Raw genomic sequence first — 17,191 nt, forward strand, 5'->3', positions numbered from 1 at the left:
CCGTCAGTGGGTGTACGCCTCCAGGTCGCAGTCCGCGCGGATGCCCCGAGCGGCCGCGATGGTGGCGGGGTGCCGGGCGGTCAGCACCTGGCGGAAGCGCCGCAGAGCGTCGCTGTGCAGCTCCTCGGCCGGCCGGGTCTCGCCCAGGGCGCGCAGGTCCGACGACAGATTGACGGCGCACGCGAGCGTCGTGGGATGGTCCTCGCCCAGCTTCTCCCGGCACGCGGCCAGGCTTTTGGTGTCCAGCCGGCTCGCCTCTTCGTAGTCCGCCAGCGTGTACAGATCGCTGGCCAGGTTGATGGCACAGGAAAGGGTCGAGGGGTGGTCCTCGCCGAGCGTGTCGACGAACACCGGCAGCGTCTCCTTGTTGAGCGCCAGCGCCGTCTCGGTCTCCCCCAGCAGCCGGAGTGTGACGGCCAGATTGGTCGCCGCACCCGAGGTGTAGGGGTGCCGGGCGCCGAGGATGGTCCGCAGGTCGTCCAGGGACTTCTGGCCGAGCTCCCGGGCAGCGGCCAGATCCGCGTTCTGACGCAGGTCCATGGAGAGGTTCATCTCCGCCGTCGTGATGTCGAGGTTGGGCTCGAGATAGCGCAGCCGGTACCGGTCAAGGACCTGCCGGGTGAGGTCGATCGCCCCCTCGTGGTCGCCCGCCTTGCGACGGGCGACGGCCAGGGCGCGGATGGCCGTCACGAACACGGGCGCGTTCTGCGGCACGTTGCGGCGGGCGCGCGTGACGGTGTCCTCCTGCATGGCGCACGCGCTGATGTAGTGGCCGTTGCCGCGGATGTCGCTGGACAGATGAGTGGACAGCGCGATCGTGGTCAGTGAGTCCTCGCCGAGGACGATGGCGGAGGTGTCGCGGGCGGCCTGGTGGATCTCCTGGGCGCGGGCGAACTCCCCGACCGCGCGCAGCGCCAGTCCGTAGTCGATGGCGGCGCCCAGGGTGTACGGGTCCTCGTCGCCGAAGACGCGGACGGCTCTGGTCCACCGGTCCCGCTCCAGCTCGACGGAGCCCGCGTAGTCCCCCCGGAGCCGGGCGCTGTTGGCGACCGCTCCCATGGTCGCGATGGTGTCCTCGTGGTTCTCACCCGCCTGGGGGTGGTGGCGCAGCAGCTCCAGGGTGCGGGCGTTGAGCTGCCGGGCCTCCTCGTAGTTGCCGAGCACGTTCAGGGCGTGGCCGAGGGTCCGGGAGGCCGACAGCGTCTCCAGGCTGTCCTCGCCCAGCGACTCCCGCCACTTCTCCACCACCTGGCCGCCGAACTCGCGGGCGCCCTGGTGGTCTCCCCAGACGAAGAGGAAGCTGATCAGATTCCGCACCATCTGCCGGACCCATTTGTCGTCGCACTCCAGCGCGCGTGACGCACGGACGTGCGAGAGCAGATCGGCGTAGCGCGGCCAGTTGGCGGGGGTGACGTCATTGGGGTCGCCGTAGGCGAGCAGCACATGGGCGCTGTGCCGCATGTCCGCCTGCTGCTGCGGGGACATCTGGCCGATCAGCACCGCCTGCACCAGCCGGTGCATTTCGATCGTGTTGTTCCGGTGATTGATTTTGATCAGCGCATAGCGGTTGATCTCCCGGATCGCATGACCGAGCTTGATCGGGTCCTGCAGTACCTCGGAGAGCTCGGGGGAGAGGGAGACGCCCCGCACCCCGGAGAACAGCCGGCGGGAAATCGGCTCCGGGGCGAAGAAGGAGCACACCTGGAGCAGTTGCAGAGCCCCCGGATGGTGCTCCGCGAGCCGGCGCAGTGACATGTTCCAGGCCGCCGCGACCGGCTCGGGGTAGTCGACCGGCACGCCCTGCGCGAGCAATTCGGCGCGCCGGGTGCTGACATCGGCCCGCTCGTCCTCGAAGACATGCAGATACTCGTCGACCGGCATACCGGTCTCGGTGAGCCACGCCGCCGCCTGCTCGAGGGCCAGCGGCAGATCGCCCAGGGCCTCGGCCACCCGGTCCGCCTGGTCGTGCGGCAGCTCCGGCCCCCGGCGCCGCAGCAGCTCGATGCTCTCCTCCCGCTCGAAGACGTCCACTTCGACGGTGCGGGCGGCGCGCGACCACTGGGCGTTCCGCGAGGTGACCAGGATGCGGCCCGGTCCGCCCGCGGGGAAGAACGGCCGTACCGTCTCCAGTTCCTCGGCGTTGTCGAAGATCAGAAGCCAGTTACGGCAGGGGCGGCCGGTGCGCAGCGCGTCCAGCACACTCGGCACGGCGACATTCGACTCCATGCCCGCCTGCAGGCCCAACCGGTCGGCCAGCTGCACCAGCGCCTGGCGGATCTGCTCCGGGCGCTCCGCCGGGATCCACCACACCGCGTCGTAGTCGGAGGCGTGCTGATGCACGTACTCCAGGGCGATCTGTGACTTGCCCACCCCGCCGAGCCCGTGCAGGGCCTCGGGGAGTACGGCGGCCGTGCCCTCGCTGCTCAGTCGCTCGTGCAGAGTGTCGAGCAACGCTTGCCGTCCGGTGAAGTTGTTGTTCCGGGGCGGCACGTTGCCCCAGATGGCCGGGGGATCCCCGGCCCGGCGCTCCTCCACGGCGGGCAGGGACCGGGCAGCGGTCACGGACACGAAGGTTCCTCTCGGATGCTCTCCCGCCGAGCCCGGCGTGCCGTGCGCCGGCGGGGATGGTGAATCGTCGGCTGGGGACAGCGGGTCGGTACGGGGAGTCATGGAGTCAGTCACGGCAACCGCCTCAGAGACCTCATATTTTCCCCTGTGTGATGCGTCTTCAACTGGATCGGCTGGGCTTTCCCCCGAGCGGGCGAGCGCCTGATGCGCGAGGACAAGGGCGCGAAAGGAGCGCGCGCCTTCGAGATACGGGCCCGACAGCGCCTGGTAGACCTGCTCCTGAAGCCGGATGTACGGCATCAGCCGCTCGGTCCTCGGCAGATCCCGCACCGACCCCGTGGGGTGGTTGAGCAGATCCCGCAGCATCAGCAGGGGTTTCCAGCGGCGGCCCAGCCGGTCGAGGACGCTGCCCAGGATGTACAGCGACTCGTCCCGCATCCCGGCGGACAGCAGCAGTTCCCGCACCCCGCTGTGGAACTCGTAGCCGATGCCCGTCTCGTCCATGGGGTCGGCGGTCCCGACCTTGCGCAGCAGCCCGCCCAGCAGGATTTCGGCCAGATCGCCGGGGCTGCCCGCCGGCTGGTGGATGCCCTGCACGAACTCCATCACGGGAATGTTCAACGGGGCCGCCGCGAGCCGGGAGGCGAGCCGGAAGGCGCTCGGCGAGGCGGTGGCGCGGAACCGGAAGACGCGGTCCCAGGCGCTGGGTTCCGGTTCGGGGTCCCAGCGCTCGGCCGGCATGCCGGGCAGCAGCGCCAGCGTGTCCTGGCCCCGCACCGGCGGCCGGGCCACCAGCTGCGCCCAGTTGGCCATCCACCGCGCGTCGAGCTTCAGCACCGGAACCGGCGGTTCGCCGCCGGGCCACGCGCCGCCGTCGGCCCGCCGCCAGGTGCCATTGGGGGCACCCGGCTCGGGGACCCGTACCCGCACCCGCTCCGGCACCAGACCGGTGTGGTGCCAGCGTCCCTGGCGTAACACATGGAGCACGGCGACCGACGCGTGCCGGGCCCAGCGGGCCAGGGCGCGCTGGGCGCTCTCGTCGCCCCACGCCGCGCCGATGCCGTCGGTCAGCACCAGGACGACCCGTTTGCCGCGCGGCGCCATGCCGGCCACCGGCGACCGGTCGTCGCCTAACGGATGGTCGGTGTTCAGCCGGTGCGTCCGCACATCCCGGAAGGCGCCCGTGCGTTGCAACACGGTGACCAGCTGCGCCGCCGTCCGCCGCCACACCACCATCGAACTGCCGCAGTCCACCACCAGGACGGCGTCCATCCAGCGCTCCCGTACGGGCACGCACGCGGGCATCCACAGCCCCTCGCGCGCCGCCCGCTCGGCCGTGGCCTCCTCGTCGACCTCCAGCTCCACCGGCGAGGGCGAGGTGCGCTTGAGAGGCCGCAGCGCCCGGGACAGGGCGCGCTCGCGGAGCAGCGGGCCCGCGACGGGCTGCCGCGGCGCGAGCGCGACGACCTCGGCGGCGCCGGCCGGCTCCGCCTCGCCGGGCTGGCCCACCACGCCGACCAGCTGCGCGGGCCGAAGCGCCGTGACGGTGCGCTCGGGGGCGGGCGCCCGCTCCTGGTGGTCGTCGCTCTCCGGCGGCGGTTCGTCGGACGGGACGTTGCCGGGCGGCGGTGCGTCCGCCTCCGGTGTCGCGGGGAGGGGGCCGGGATCCGGCCGACGGGGTCCGCGGTCCGTCTCGGCCTTGCAGACGGCCAGCCATAAGGCATCGGCGATCTGCTGCCAGTCGAGGTCCCGAGGGCCGCGCCCGGGGGACCTGCCGCCTGGGTCCTGTGTCATGTCGAGCCTGCTGCGTCCAGCCGGTGCCAGACGGCCTGCAGTAGCTCCTCCCACTCGGGCCCCGGAACATGGGAGAGGGACGTCACCAGATACACCGCGTTGAGCAACTGGTCGGCGGCGAGCCCTCCTTCGAGCTCGCTGCGCTCGAGGAACATCTGGATGAGCTCCTGGGCGCGCGGATCGTCGGCCCGCCCCAGATGGGCGGCCACGATCGCGGCGAGCCGGTCCGCGTCCGGGTCGGGCAGCCGGAGCTGGAGACAGCGGCGCAGGAAGGCGGGCGGGAACTCCCGTTCGCCGTTGCTGGTGATGACGACGACCGGGAAGGCACGACAGCGCACCCGGCCCGAGGCGATGACGGTACTGCGGTCGGGGTCGTCGGTGAGGACCGATACGGCCGGGCGGCGCCTGCGGATGCGCACCAGCTCGGGGATGGAGTACTCGCCGGCCTCGAAGATGTCGAGGAGGTCATTGGGCAGATCGATATCGCTTTTGTCGAATTCGTCGATGAGCAGGACGCGGGGCAGACGGTGCGGCAGCATCGCCGTTCCCAGCGCTCCGAGTTGGAGGAAGTCGCCGATGTCCTCCGGTCCGGGATCGCGTGAGTCCCCCTCCGACGCCTGGTCGGCCGCGGCTGCGTGCACCCGGCCGACGGCATCGTAGCTGTAAAGCCCGGACTGCAGGGTCGAACGCGTGGTGATCGGCCAGCGCAGCACCCGGCCGAGCCCCAACTCGCGGCTGATCCGGTACGCCAGCGTCGACTTGCCGGTCCCGGGGCGCCCTGTCACCAGAAGGGGGCGCCTCAGGATGAGCGCGGCGTTGACGACATCGGCCTCCTCGGCCTCGGACCGCATGCCCAGCGGGGTGGCGCCCAGCCGCCGGGCGGCGTCCTGCTCGTCCTCCGGCGGCGCCGGGGGCTCGGCCGGCGTGTCGCCCCCGTCCGGTAACGCGCCGGCGGCGCCGTCCACGGGGGAGGCCGAGACCCCGCCGAAGGTGCGCCAGGGCGGCGGTGGCGGAAGGATTTCCTCCAGGCTCACATCGTGGAGCGGGCGGCCGGTGCCCTGGTAGATCCACCAGGGGCGCGGTATCCCGGACGGCAGGGGACTGGACGCGGACCCCGAGTCGTTGTGGACCCGTCCGTTGTGCCGTCGTGCAGGCTCTGCGTCGCTCACCGACCACCCACCCCCTCGTCCGGCCCCGCCAAGCGCCCTTGCGGCTCCACGGGACGAGTCGGGTCGTCCCAGACGAGCACCACATGCTGCCCCGGGTGATGCTCCCGCTCCGCGGAGTCGATCGTATGGGCGTCCAGACGCAACTCTGTCACGGCTTCACGGAGCCGTGCCAGGTCCCCGCTGGCCTCGGCCGGTTTTTGTCTCAGGTGCTGGACGAACGCCGGGTCCCGGGCCGGCCGGCCGTCCCAGGCGACCAGCGGAACCCCCGCTCTCCAGGCGGCCAGGGCCTCGGAGGTGCCCTCGGGGGTGGTGCCCGGGGGCGAGTTCAGGATCAGCGCGACCACATACGGATCCGCCTTGAGCCGGGCCAGCAGGGCGGCGGGGTCGCCGGAGCGCGGACTGTCCGCATCCAGGCCGTCGACGACCAGCTGTTTGGAGCGTCCGGGCTGGCCGTCGAAGATCTGCCAGCGCTGCTTCCACGAGCGGTGCCACCGTCTGGTCTGGCTTCTCTCCAGGCTCCGTACGACCACCGGATGGTCCATGCACAGCGGGGTGGGCAGCTCGCTGTCGAGCTCCAGACGCCACAGATGCACCGGCAGGTTCAGGTCGTCCTGGCCCAGCATGAACTCCACATAGATGCACCGGGCGTCGTCCCACTCCTCCGCCGCCGCGTACACCAGTTCCTGGACGGCCCGTTCCGCGGTGGCCGAGGTGACCTGGGTGACCGGGCCGCGGACCGGATGCCAGCCGGTCGGGTCGTACTGACGCCAGGACGAGAGCTCATAGCGCCCCGGCTCCTCCTGCGGCAGCAGCCGTATGACCAGGTAGGCGTCGAGGGGCCCGGCCGGGGCGGCGTGGCCCACCTGCTGCCGCAGCGACCGTAACTGCGAGGTCAGGCCCAGCTCCCGGGCCCGGTCATCGGCCCACACGCGCAGCGCGTCCGCCTTCCGCAGCGGCTGTGCCGAGGCCGCGAGGTACTCCACGAGGGCGAGCGCCGGCGGCAACCCGCCGGGCGGCGCGTTCATCCGGCTCAGCTCCTCGAAGGCGTGCCAGGGGCCGTTGACCGGGGGGACGTCCCGCAGCGGGCCCGCCGCCGCGCGGCACAGCTGTGCCAACTGCCCGATCTCCAGCTCCTCCAGCAGCGCCCGCAGCTCGGCGGTGGCGGTCACGGGCAGCGCCGGACGGGCCGTCATCTGCTCCATGACCGAATCGAGCCGCTTGATGGCCTCCGCGTCCGCCTGCATCACCGCCAGCGACGCGCGTAGCGCGTGCATGACCCGCACATTGTCCAGACACTCCCGGGCCAGCTCCACCAGGAAGTGGTCGGTCACCCGGTGGACGCGCACCGGGACGGCCGTCATCTCCAGCTCCCTGGCGACCAGATCCAGACACAGCGTACGGGGTTCCGGATCCGTCAGACAGCGGAACTCCTTCAACGCCGTCACCAGGGTGCTGAGCGATGTCAGGCCGCCTTCCCCCATGGGCGCCATGCCGTGCCCTCCCCCGAGGCCGCATCACCGGTCCCCGCCGCCGATGATCCCGCCGGAGACCCTGCCACATACGGGCGCCACCCCGCGTGGACTCCGGACAACTGGTATGCCCCGCACGCCTCCCACGACACCCCGATGGCCGACACCTGCCGCACCGGGCGGGTGAGGGCCGTCACTCCAGCCCCAGATCCCTGACGCGCCGGGCGAGTTCGGCCGCCGCCGGATCGCCCGGTGCGATGACCGCGACCACGTCCGCCAGCTCGGCCAGCGCACGGTGCGCCTCGCAGGTACGCAAGAGGGCCAGCGCCTCCGCGCGGCTCGCCGACTGGCGGTTCACCGCGGTGCCCACGGTGGGCAGCTCATCGAGGAGTTGCTGCCAGCGGGTGGGGGAGGTCAGCCCCGGGACGGCCAGCAGCGCGTCCGCCAGACCGCCGAGCTCATGGATCGTCAGCTTGCGACGGGCCGGTACGGAGGCGGCGGGCGGCCTGCGGGCCGACAACTGCCGACCCGCGGCGGGATGGGGCGCCGACGCAGGGGCCGCCACCGGAATCCGCCCGACCAACTCGAACGCGAAGGCGGCCGCGTGCCGCGACGCGACGGGCTGCCAGCGCTCGTCGTGCGCCTCGCCCTTGTCCCCGAGCAGATCCGAGATACCGCGGATCACCAGCGCGTCGAGATGCTGATTGACATACGCGCCCGCGAGAAAGCCGAACCCCTCCATGTCCACCGCGAGGGCATCGCCCGCGCTCGCCGCGAGCCTGAGCCCGACATCCGACCGGTGGTGCGCCACCACCCGTCCGCCCGCCGCGATGGGTTTCACATGGGCGCGGGGGCGCGGCGCCTCGTCCGCGGGGCGGATGCGCCGCTGCCACTGGTCGCCCGCCGCCACGAACCGGGCCAGCTGCACCAGGCCGTACGCCGACTGATAAGTCTTCTGCCGGGGCAGGAACCCCGTCTCGGTGTCCTTGCCGGTCTCGTAGTCGTACACCGCGTCCGCGGCCACGACATCCCCCAGCACGACATCCTTACGGCCGCCCGCGACCCCCACGAAAAGCACGGCCCGGGGCTCGAAGAGCGCCGCGGCCCGCTCGACCGAGGCCGCGGCGCCCGGATTCCCCGGGCCCGTCATATGGATCGCGACCAGCCGCTGGAGGGGCCCGTCGCGAAACGTGCCCACCTCGAACAGCGCCCCCCGCTCCGCCTGGACCGGGCGCGGATCCTCCAGATGGGCTCGCACCGCCCGGTACTCGACCTCCAGCGCGGTGAGGACGACCACATCCGCCCGCTCCGTACCCCCGTTGTCACCGGACCCCACGGTTCCCCCCTTGGACTGTGTCGTCGTGAGCACCTTATGGCCGGTGCAAATCGGCGTACAGCACGATCTGCACCGCCAGTACGGCGATCAGCGCCACTTCGGCCACGGACACCGCCAGCAGCACCGCCCGTACCGGCTCCGAGACCCAGTACACGACGAGTGCGGCGATCGGCGCCACGGAGAACAGCAGCAGATCGGCCGCGAGCTGCAGCCGCTTCCGGGAGATCCGGCGGTGGTCGTCGCGATGGGCCCTCTCCCATCCGAAGACCGCCGGCCGGCCGGGCGTGAGCAGCGCCAGCCGCGGGCCCAGATCCTCGCGGACATAGCGCCCGATGGCCGATATCTTCTCGTCATTGACCAGATACGCCCAGCCCAGCAGGACCGATGCCGGGGGCAGCAGCAGAAGCAGCTCCGGCTGCCCGTGGTTCTGGAAGGAGAAGGTGATGATGGCGGCCATGGAGGCGAGCGTGGCGTAGAGCAGATTGTCGCGGAACCCGATCCGCGCCCGCTGCTCCTCCTTCACCTGCTCGTACTCCACGAGGAGCAGCCTGCCCGCGACCGCCTCGCCCTCGGTGTTCTCGTCTCCCGCCACCGTTCCCCCCTCTGTGACTGGCCTCTGTGACTGGTCCGGCCCCTGTGCGGGGTCCGGCTGGAACTGGTCCACTCCGTACGCCCGCAGCTTCCGGTACAAGGTGGCCCGGCCGATCCCCAAGGACTGCGCCGCCGAGCCTTGTTGTCCCCGTGCCGGCGCAGCGCCTCCAGGATCGCGGTGCGCTCGGCCGCTCCAGGCCACTGAGCCGGCGGGCGGCGGGCGGCACCCGCAGCCCGGTCAGTGTGGGCGCGACCCGGTCGAGCGCCGGCCGCGCCGCGGTGAGCAGCGGTGAGTCCGCGGGCACCGCCGCCGACGGCGCCGCCGGCAGATCATGGGGCACCCCGAGGAACCGCGCCCGCCGCCAGGCGGCGGCCACGCCGTCGGGGACCCCGACGCCCGGTGGCCGCCCGCTGAAGAACCGCTCGAGCGCCCGTCGTATCGGCGCGAGAGCCCTGGCAGCCGGGGTGTCGTCGATGCTCGTCACAGCTTCTCCACCGTATATGCCACCGCTGTCTCATATGGAGACACCTTCCCGGCCCGGTCCTGGCACAAGATCCTTGTCGGCCGCCCGGTACGGCGTCACCGCGCCCTTCCGCCATGCGCGGTTCGACCAGGTGCTCGACCGGGCCGCCTTATGAGCCGTATAAGCCGCCCGAGCGAGGTCGCTGGCCTACACACTGACCCCCCGGTGATCGGCGTTCACCACAGCCCTCCATCATGGAGAGACCCGAAGTTACCGAGAGAAACCTTAGAGAGATGACTGCAATGCCCCTCGCACTGCTCCGGCGCATGCGGACCAAACGCCCCGACCGCGGATCAGGAGTCCGCATCCCTATACCTGTGGGCGCCGGTGCCTTCAGCTGCGAGGTCCTGGACCCCGTAGGCCAGCCGCTGGGCGGCGTCGACGTCACCGTCACCGAGACGCGCGGCGCCGGCCGTACAGCGGCCAAGGCCACCACCGACCCCCATGGGCTGTTCGTCGCAACCCTGGAGCCCGGCCAGTACTCCGTGCTGCTCACCGGGAGTGGCCTGACACCCAACCGCCTTACCGTCGACATCGCCGCGGCCGAAAGCGCCCCGGTCCAGCGCGTCCAGATGCAGCCGACGGAGCAGCTGGAGCTCCCGCCGCCCGGCACCTGGCTGTTCGATCCGCCGCACACCGCGATCCGGTTCATCGCGCGCCACGTCGGCATGGCCAATGTGCACGGCCGCTTCACCCGCTTCAGGGGAGGCATCCACATCGCCGAGCGCATGGAGGACTCCCGGGTCGAGGTCCTCATCGACGCCTCCTCCATCACCACCGGCAACAACACCCGGGACAACCATCTGCGCTCGGCCGACTTCCTCGACGTCGAGCACTATCCGGACATCCACTTCGCCAGCAGCCGGTTCACCTGGCGCAGTGGCCAGAAGTGGACGGTCCAGGGCCCCCTCACCATGCACGGCGTCAGCCGCTCGGTGTCGCTGGACACCACCTACCTCGGCGCGGTGAACGGCGGCTACGAACAGGAGCTGCGCTGCGCGGCCCTCGCCACCGCCGAGCTGCACCGCGAGGACTACACGCTGAACTGGAGGAACATGCTGGCCCGGGGCATCGCCGTCGTCGGCCCCACGATCAAGCTCGAACTCGACCTTCAGGCGATGTACCGCAACCAGGACACGCCGACCCCGCCCGACTAGCGCATAGATTGTCCGTACCGGCGCTACGACGAAAGTGGTGTACTCCATGAGCCTGTACGACATCCCCCTGCGCACCCTCTCCGGCGAGCCGACCACCCTCGGCGCGCACCGGGACACCGCCGTGCTGGTGGTCAATGTGGCCTCCAAGTGCGGTCTCACCCCGCAGTACGAGGGGCTCGAACGGCTGCAGCAGCGCTACGCCGGGCGCGGGTTCACCGTGCTGGGCGTTCCGTGCAACCAGTTCGCGGGGCAGGAGCCGGGGACGGGCGAGGAGATCCAGACGTTCTGCTCGACGACCTACGGTGTGTCCTTCCCGCTGCTGGAGAAGACCGACGTCAACGGCGAGCAGCGGCATCCGCTCTACGCCGAGCTGACGCGGACGCCGGACACGGAGGGCGAGGCCGGGGATGTGCGGTGGAACTTCGAGAAGTTCCTGATCTCGCCGAGCGGTGAGGTCGTCGGCCGGTTCCGGCCGCGCACCGAGCCGGAGGCCGCGGAGCTCGTCGCGGCGATCGAGACGCGGCTGCCCCGGTAGGACCGGGGACATCGAGGGGCCCGCGGTCATGGACCGCGGGCCCCTTGTCGGCTGTTCGGCTCCGCTCGGCGGCGAAGGCGGTCGGCCAGGCCAGTGGCGCGTTCCAGTTGTCCGCCACTTCATTGGTGGAGTACGAGCCGATGTCGTCGATGTAGCACCTCGTGGGCGCACCGGCTACGGCGACCGCGCCTCGCACCACCAGCACCACCGCTGCTGGGCACACCAGTACGACGCCTCGCTCCCCAACCCGCCGGCGGCGCGTACGTCCTCGGCAGCACGGACCTTGGGCAGCACGATGCCGTAAAGCCCCGGGCGGGCACGTGACCTGATGCCCGCCAACGTTCCTGGGATCGCGGCCGATCCGGCTGTGTATGTGGGGGGCGGATTCGGATCGTCGCGGATACGGTGCGGGCGCCGTGAGCGAGGTCCCGGCCCCGGGGCGAAGCCCCGCCGCGCGGCGGAGCCGCATATCGATGTGGACCTGGTCAGGTCCTCGTCAGCGCCCGGCCAGGGGCGGGCGGCGCGGTTCGATGACCGTGACGCCGCCCTTGGCCGCCGCGGCCATCGCGGACAGCGCCTCTGGGACCTCGTCCAGTCCGATCACATCGGTGACCAGCAGATCCGGCCGCAGCGACCCGGCCTCGACCATCTCCATCATCGGGCCGTACGCGTGCGCGGCCATCCCATGGCTGCCCAGCAGCTGGAGTTCGAGCGCGATGACCCGGTCCATCGGGAGCATCGGGTTTCCGGCGGCGGGCGGCAGCAGCCCGACCTGGACATGGCGGCCGTGCCGCCGCAGGCTCTTGACGGACGCCGCGCAGGTGCGCGGCGACCCCAGCGCGTCGAGCGAGACATGCGCGCCGCCGCCCGTCGCGTCCGCGACCGCCTCCGCCACCGACCCCAGCGTGGACGCCGCGTCCACGCATACCGCCGCCCCGAACCGCGAGGCCAGGGCGAGGGCCCGCGGGGAGACGTCCACCGCCACCACCCGTGCTCCGGCCGCGGCGGCGATCATGATCGCGGACAGTCCCACCCCACCGCATCCGTGCACCGCGACCCACTCGCCCGGCTCGACCCGGCCCTGGGCCACCACGGCCCGGAAGGCGGTCGCGAAGCGGCAGCCGAGACCGGCGGCCGTGGTGAAGGACAGCTCGTTGCGTATGCCGACCAGATTCACATCGGCGTTCTCGATCGCGACGAACTCGGCGAACGAACCCCAGTGGGTGAACCCCGGCTGCGTCTGCCGCTCGCACACCTGCTGGGCGCCGTCCGCGCAGGCGGGACAGCGCCCGCAGGCGCAGACGAAGGGGACCGTGACCCGCTGCCCCGCACGCCAGTTGAGGACGTCGGGGCCGACCTCCTCGACCACCCCCGCCAGCTCATGGCCGGGGACATGCGGCAGCCGGATCTCCGGGTCGTGTCCCATCCAGCCGTGCCAGTCGCTGCGGCACAGCCCGGTCGCCTCGACCCGGATCACCGCGCCGCGCCGGGAGGGAGTGGGGTCCTCGACGGCCCGGACCTCGGGCCTGCGCCCGAAGGCATCGAACACCACAGCACGCATGGACCCGCTCCCTCGCTCGAACACCCGGTGGGGGCGCTCGAACCTACACCACAACCCGTCGGTATCAGTGTGCGTGGGCCCCGCCCACCGACGGCGGCTCCGCTCCCGGGCTCGTGCCCCACGACGACGGCTCCGTGGACAGCCGGTGGGCGATCACCCTGCCATGGGCGATCCGGCCCCGGCCCAGCCAGGTCCGCGCCACGTCCCGGCCGTTCAGCGAGACGCCCCGTCGGGTGCCGTAGTGGCCGATCCGGACGACCGCCGACGCGAACCGCGGGCTGGAGAGGGCGAGGAAGTCGCCACCGCTCATCGTCGGACAGAGGCCGAGCGAGGAGAAGACGTACCAGGCCGACATCGTGCCCAGGTCGTCATGGCCGGTCATACCGTCCGGCCCGGGGGTGCACAGGGTCATCGCCTCGAACCGAAGGTCGCCCGCGATGTCGCCTTGTCCATCGTGGCCATCGGGCGGCCATCGGACGGGACAGCGGCCGGCTGCCGCGGTGGGCGCCGCCGACATCACGCCCGCGAGCGTTCCCGCCGCGCGCGTACGGAATCTCCCGATCAGCGGGTGCGGAACGGTGTCGATGGATCGCGCGGAGGCGGCCGTTCACCCCTGCGGTCAGCGCTTGTCGCGCTGCCCTTCGGAGAGCTGACGCGCCGTCTTGTCGGCCCCCGCCCCGCGCTGTGCCCGCTCGGCCAGGCTCGGGAAGAGGCCGCCGAGGGCGCTGCCGAAACGCAGCTCCAGCGGGGCCACGTTCACCTCGGCCCGGTTCCGCTCGATCGCGCGGGTGGTCGCGGCCGCCACCTGCCGGGTGGAGACCGTACGGACCCCGGCGGGCGTGGCCGCGCCGGAGTCGGCGAACATCCCGGCGTCGCCCACGAATCCGGGCTGCACCAGCGACACGCCCACACCGGTGCCGTGCAGATCCTGCCGCAGGCCGAGGGTGAAGCCGCGCAGCCCGAACTTGGCGGCGTTGTAGAGCGCGGCGCCGGGGGAGGCGGTACGGCCCGACAGCGAGCCGATCATGACGAGGTGGCCGGAGCCCGACTCCACCATCCGCGGAGCCATCAGCCGGGACAGCAGCAGCGGGGCGCGCAGATTGACGTCGAGCGCGCGGTCGAGCTCCTCGGGGTGGTAGTCGAGGACCTCTCCGCTGGAGGGCAGCGCGGCGTTGGCGATGAGGATACGGGCGTCCGCGGCCTCGTCGACCAGACGTTCCAGATCGGCCCGGTCGGCCAGATCGGCCACCAGCGGCCGGGCCCCCAACTGCTCGGCCAGCGGCCGCAGCACCTCCTCACGGCGCCCGGTGAGCAGCAACTTGGCACCCTTGGCCGCGAGCGCGCGGGCCAGTGTCTGCCCGATGCCGCCGGTGGCTCCGGTGAGCAGGACGGTCGTGCCGCTGATCCGCATGCGATCTCCTCCGGGGTTACGGTCCAGTACGTTCCGGGAACCGTACTGCGCTTGCGCTGCGCGCTCGTCACGGGGCCCGGGGCAGTGGCCCCGCACGAACCGGCTCCCGCGCCCGCGCCCGCGCCGGGCGATGGCCGCGCCCGCGCGCCGGTCGCGCGCCCGGGTCGTTCGCCTCCCCGCGCTGGTCGGGTCCCCGGCCCGGCTGCGCTCCCGCGAGCGGCGTGGGCGCGGGAAGCGTGCGCGGGGATGGGGAGTGCTGTCCGCGCCGAGGAGGGCCACCGCACGCCGGTCGCGCACCCGCGGCCATCGTGCTCCCGTGCCACTCGCGCGCCTGCGGGCGGTGCGGGCGCACGGGAAGCGGGTGAGGGGACGGGGGCGTTGTCCGCCCCGAGGAGGGTTGCCGCGCGGTGGACGTCGTAGCGGTCGGGTCGGCCCGTCCCCTCGGGACTCCCGCCGGGCGCGTCCCCGCGGGGTGTGCCGCGCGGGCCGTGGGCAGGGCCGGGGGCCGTGTCGGGGGAGCGGCGCAGCCTAGTGGTCGCGGGGCGTCGTGCTGCCCAGGCCGTAGACCCGGCGGGCGTTGTCGGCGCCGAGGAGGGCCGCCACGCGGCGGGCGTCGCGGCGGGACCAGGCGCCCTCCGCGACCCAGTGGGTCAGCAGAGCGGTCAGGGCTTCCCGGAAGAGCCGCGCCCCCACCACATACAGCTCGGGCAGCCCGTAGGCGTCGGTCGAGAAGAGCACCTTGCCGAAGGGGGCGAGCTCCAGCATCTCGGCGAGCACGGCCCCGGCCCGTGCCCCGGTGTGGGAGAGGGCCAGGCCCACATCGGCGTAGACATGCGGGAAGACGGCGGCCAGATAGGCGGCGCCGCGGTGGTAGGGATAGCCGTGCAGCAGGATCAGCGAGCAGCCGGTGGGGCGTACGGCGCGGACGAAGTCGGTGAGCAGGAGTGGATCGCAGCGGTCCAGCCGCAGATCGGGGTCGCCGAATCCGGTGTGCAGTTGCAGCGGCAGCCCGGTGTGCGCGGCGGACCACAGCAGATGGCGCAGGAGTACGGGGTCGGTGACCCGGGCGGCGGCCGTGCCGCCCTCGCCGCGGCGGGCGAGCCAGCGCTCGGCGGCGGCGTGGGCGGCGGCGGGGGCCGGCGGGTCGGGCTCGAAGTCGAGCCCGTACCGGTACGCGGCCACCGACTTGAAGCCCGCGGCCGTACGCGCGGCCTCCCGCACCCCGTCGGCGACCCCGGCCAGGAAGTCGTCGGCGGTCAGCGAGGTGTCGGCGATCCGCTCCGCCAGATGCTCAAGCCGGACGATCTCATGGGCCGTGCCGCCGGCGGCCACGGCCAGTTCCTGGGGGGTGGTCAGGTTTCCGGGAAGCCCGGTGTCCACCAGGAATTCGGTGATACCGGCGGCGCCCAGCAGCCGCCGGGTCACCTCCCGCACGCCCAGCTCGCGCCGCCGGGCGAGATAGTGGGCGGGCGGGCAGTGCGGTTCGAGGCCGAGCAGCGGCGGGCACCAGCGGCGCACCGCGAACCCCAACTGGCTGTCGAAGAAGGTGGTGCCGAGCGCGGCGGGCGCGTCGGATTCGGTCAGAAACGCCTCGAACGCGGCGGAGCTCAGCTCCGAGCGGACCACTCCATGGCAGTGGTGGTCCACCAGGGGCGGCAGCGGCGGCTCGGCGTCCATGGTTCAGTACCGCCCACGGGTCGCGGCCGCGATCTCCTGGGGGGTCGCCTTCTCGAACAGCGCGGCCTCCGCCCGACGCACCGCAGCGATGGACTCGAAGAGTGGACCGCCGAGCGCCTCACGGAGCACCGCCGAGTCCTCGAAGCGCTCCAGCGCGGTGAGCAACGAGGTGGGCAGCCGCCGCTCCCGCCCCTTGACCGCGGGGTCGCCGGAGACCGGCGGGGGCAAGGTGAGCCCGGAGTCGAGCCCGGCGAGCCCGGCGGTGATGACCGCGCCCACCACCAGATAGGGGTTGGCCGCCGGATCGAAGCACTTGATCTCGGCGTTGGCGGCCCCGGGATCGTCCGGCGCGCCCGGGATGAAGCGCAGCGCGGCCTCGCGGTTCTCCACGCCCCAGCACTGGTACGCCCCGGCCCAGCGGGAGGGTTCGAGCCGTAGGTAGCTCGCGGGGGAGGGGGCGCCGATGGCGAGGAGGGCGGGCAGTTCGCGCAGCACTCCGGCGAGAAACGCCTCGCTCGTCGCGGTCATGCCGTGCGGCCCGTCGCCGTCCCGGCACAGATTGCGGTCGTCCTGCCACAGGCTCAGATGGAGATGGCCCCCGTTGCCGACCCCGCCCGCCTCCACGACCGGGCCGAAGAGCGGGTTCAGCCCGGTCCGCGTGGAGTGCGCCCGGATCGTCTCCCGTACCAGGACGGCGAGATCGGCGGCGCCGACCGGGTCCGCCGGTGCCACGGACACCTCGAACTGCCCTGGGGAATACTCCGGGTGAAGCTGGAACACCTCGACGCGCTGGGCACGCAGCGCGCCGAGCAGATCCGCGAGGTAGTCGGTCAGGTCGACCACGCGCGCCATCCCGTACGCGGGGCCCGCGGTGGGGTAGCGCGGCTTGTCCTGCGTCGGCTCGCCCTCGGTGACGACCCACTCCGTCTCGAACCCCATGCGCAGCGTGAGCCCCCGCTCCCGCGCGCGCTCGGTCATCCGCCGGGCGAACAGCCGCTGGCAGGCGGGGTGAGCCAGGCCCGTCTGGTCGTACCGGTCGGCCGGGGCCCAGGCCCAGCCGGGCTGGGCGGCCAGCGGGGTGAGCCGGTCGAGGTCGGGGAAGAGCCGCAGATCGCCGTCGGGCCCGCCGATATGGCGGCTGGTGGTCATCGAGTCGTCCACGAGGTACACATCGAAGACGGGGGACATCCCGACGCCCCGCCGCGCGGCGTGTGGCAGCCGCGCGGTGGGCACGGACTTGACCCGGGTGAGGCCCGCGTTGTCCACCCAGGTCAACGCGATGCCCTGGACCCCGTCCGCGGTGAGCCGCTCGGCTTCCTGCCGCGCCCGTGTATATGCCTGTTCGCGATCGCCCGTCCCCATGCGTACCTCCTCAGCCTCGGCCTACATGCCGAGACTA

At 72.5% G+C, this 17,191-nt stretch carries 12 protein-coding genes and 2 pseudogenes; 2 read left to right on the top strand and 12 right to left on the bottom strand.

Going from position 1 to position 17,191, the window contains the following annotated elements:
* Positions 1-3: 3 nt before the first annotated feature.
* The 6 genes and pseudogenes from fxsT to ABZS71_RS05110 all read right to left on the bottom strand — a co-directional run.
* Positions 4-4,362: an FxSxx-COOH system tetratricopeptide repeat protein gene (fxsT, locus tag ABZS71_RS05085; protein WP_356207676.1), complete on the bottom strand. Its 4,359-nt coding sequence runs from the start codon at positions 4,360-4,362 to the stop codon at positions 4-6.
* On the bottom strand, positions 4,359-5,531 hold the full coding sequence (locus ABZS71_RS05090; RefSeq protein ID WP_356207677.1) for a MoxR family ATPase: 1,173 nt from the start codon (positions 5,529-5,531) through the stop codon (positions 4,359-4,361). Before ABZS71_RS05090 ends, fxsT begins: the two co-directional genes overlap by 4 nt.
* Entirely contained in the window at positions 5,528-7,021 is a 1,494-nt protein-coding gene (locus ABZS71_RS05095) for a hypothetical protein (RefSeq protein ID WP_356207679.1), read from the bottom strand. The genes ABZS71_RS05090 and ABZS71_RS05095 overlap by 4 nt, the downstream gene beginning before the upstream one ends.
* A gap of 172 nt (positions 7,022-7,193) precedes the next feature.
* On the bottom strand, positions 7,194-8,336 hold the full coding sequence (locus ABZS71_RS05100) for a hypothetical protein (RefSeq protein ID WP_356207681.1): 1,143 nt from the start codon (positions 8,334-8,336) through the stop codon (positions 7,194-7,196).
* A gap of 34 nt (positions 8,337-8,370) precedes the next feature.
* On the bottom strand, positions 8,371-8,928 hold the full coding sequence (locus tag ABZS71_RS05105; protein WP_356207869.1) for a hypothetical protein: 558 nt from the start codon (positions 8,926-8,928) through the stop codon (positions 8,371-8,373).
* Positions 8,929-9,015: 87 nt separating this feature from the next.
* A pseudogene (locus tag ABZS71_RS05110) lies at positions 9,016-9,129 on the bottom strand (helix-turn-helix domain-containing protein); the annotation flags it as partial.
* Positions 9,130-9,693: 564 nt separating this feature from the next.
* Here ABZS71_RS05110 and ABZS71_RS05115 point away from each other — a divergent pair.
* Both ABZS71_RS05115 and ABZS71_RS05120 read left to right on the top strand, forming a co-directional pair.
* The gene (locus ABZS71_RS05115; RefSeq protein ID WP_356207683.1) at positions 9,694-10,608 is read left to right on the top strand and encodes a YceI family protein; all 915 of its coding nucleotides are present in this window, start codon (positions 9,694-9,696) and stop codon (positions 10,606-10,608) included.
* Positions 10,609-10,654: 46 nt separating this feature from the next.
* Positions 10,655-11,143: a glutathione peroxidase gene (locus ABZS71_RS05120; RefSeq protein WP_356207685.1), complete on the top strand. Its 489-nt coding sequence runs from the start codon at positions 10,655-10,657 to the stop codon at positions 11,141-11,143.
* A gap of 139 nt (positions 11,144-11,282) precedes the next feature.
* Here the strand turns inward: ABZS71_RS05120 and ABZS71_RS05125 are convergent.
* The 6 genes and pseudogenes from ABZS71_RS05125 to ABZS71_RS05150 form a co-directional block, all read right to left on the bottom strand.
* Positions 11,283-11,612 (bottom strand): annotated as a pseudogene (locus ABZS71_RS05125) (hypothetical protein); the annotation flags it as partial.
* 27 nt (positions 11,613-11,639) lie between these two features.
* A complete protein-coding gene (locus tag ABZS71_RS05130) occupies positions 11,640-12,704 on the bottom strand; it encodes a zinc-dependent alcohol dehydrogenase family protein (protein WP_355858950.1) in 1,065 nt (354 codons plus the stop codon).
* A 64-nt stretch (positions 12,705-12,768) separates the two neighbouring features.
* Positions 12,769-13,116 (bottom strand): glycoside hydrolase domain-containing protein, encoded by a 348-nt coding sequence (locus ABZS71_RS05135; RefSeq protein WP_356207687.1) that lies wholly within the window; start codon positions 13,114-13,116, stop codon positions 12,769-12,771.
* A gap of 207 nt (positions 13,117-13,323) precedes the next feature.
* Positions 13,324-14,115, bottom strand: a complete 792-nt coding sequence (locus ABZS71_RS05140; RefSeq protein WP_356207688.1) for an SDR family NAD(P)-dependent oxidoreductase — start codon at positions 14,113-14,115, stop codon at positions 13,324-13,326.
* A gap of 528 nt (positions 14,116-14,643) precedes the next feature.
* Positions 14,644-15,792, bottom strand: a complete 1,149-nt coding sequence (locus ABZS71_RS05145) for an amidohydrolase family protein (protein ID WP_355858959.1) — start codon at positions 15,790-15,792, stop codon at positions 14,644-14,646.
* A 3-nt stretch (positions 15,793-15,795) separates the two neighbouring features.
* Positions 15,796-17,154, bottom strand: a complete 1,359-nt coding sequence (locus ABZS71_RS05150; protein WP_356207690.1) for a glutamine synthetase family protein — start codon at positions 17,152-17,154, stop codon at positions 15,796-15,798.
* Between the last annotated feature and the right edge of the window lie 37 nt (positions 17,155-17,191).

Origin of the sequence: Streptomyces sp. NPDC005393 (assembly GCF_040606675.1) — a bacterium.
Taxonomy (GTDB): Bacteria; Actinomycetota; Actinomycetes; order Streptomycetales; family Streptomycetaceae; genus Streptomyces.

Bases quoted from the DNA above. Each gene is read 5' to 3' on its own strand.
- ABZS71_RS05140 (WP_356207688.1), bottom strand. From the start codon at position 14,115: ATGCGGATCAGCGGCACGACCGTCCTGCTCACCGGAGCCACCGGCGGC.
- ABZS71_RS05130 (WP_355858950.1), bottom strand. From the start codon at position 12,704: ATGCGTGCTGTGGTGTTCGATGCCTTCGGGCGCAGGCCCGAGGTCCGG.
- ABZS71_RS05095 (WP_356207679.1), bottom strand. From the start codon at position 7,021: ATGGCGCCCATGGGGGAAGGCGGCCTGACATCGCTCAGCACCCTGGTG.
- ABZS71_RS05135 (WP_356207687.1), bottom strand. From the start codon at position 13,116: ATGACCCTGTGCACCCCCGGGCCGGACGGTATGACCGGCCATGACGAC.
- ABZS71_RS05120 (WP_356207685.1), top strand. From the start codon at position 10,655: ATGAGCCTGTACGACATCCCCCTGCGCACCCTCTCCGGCGAGCCGACC.
- ABZS71_RS05145 (WP_355858959.1), bottom strand. From the start codon at position 15,792: ATGGACGCCGAGCCGCCGCTGCCGCCCCTGGTGGACCACCACTGCCAT.
- ABZS71_RS05115 (WP_356207683.1), top strand. From the start codon at position 9,694: ATGCCCCTCGCACTGCTCCGGCGCATGCGGACCAAACGCCCCGACCGC.
- ABZS71_RS05150 (WP_356207690.1), bottom strand. From the start codon at position 17,154: ATGGGGACGGGCGATCGCGAACAGGCATATACACGGGCGCGGCAGGAA.
- fxsT (WP_356207676.1), bottom strand. From the start codon at position 4,362: ATGACACAGGACCCAGGCGGCAGGTCCCCCGGGCGCGGCCCTCGGGAC.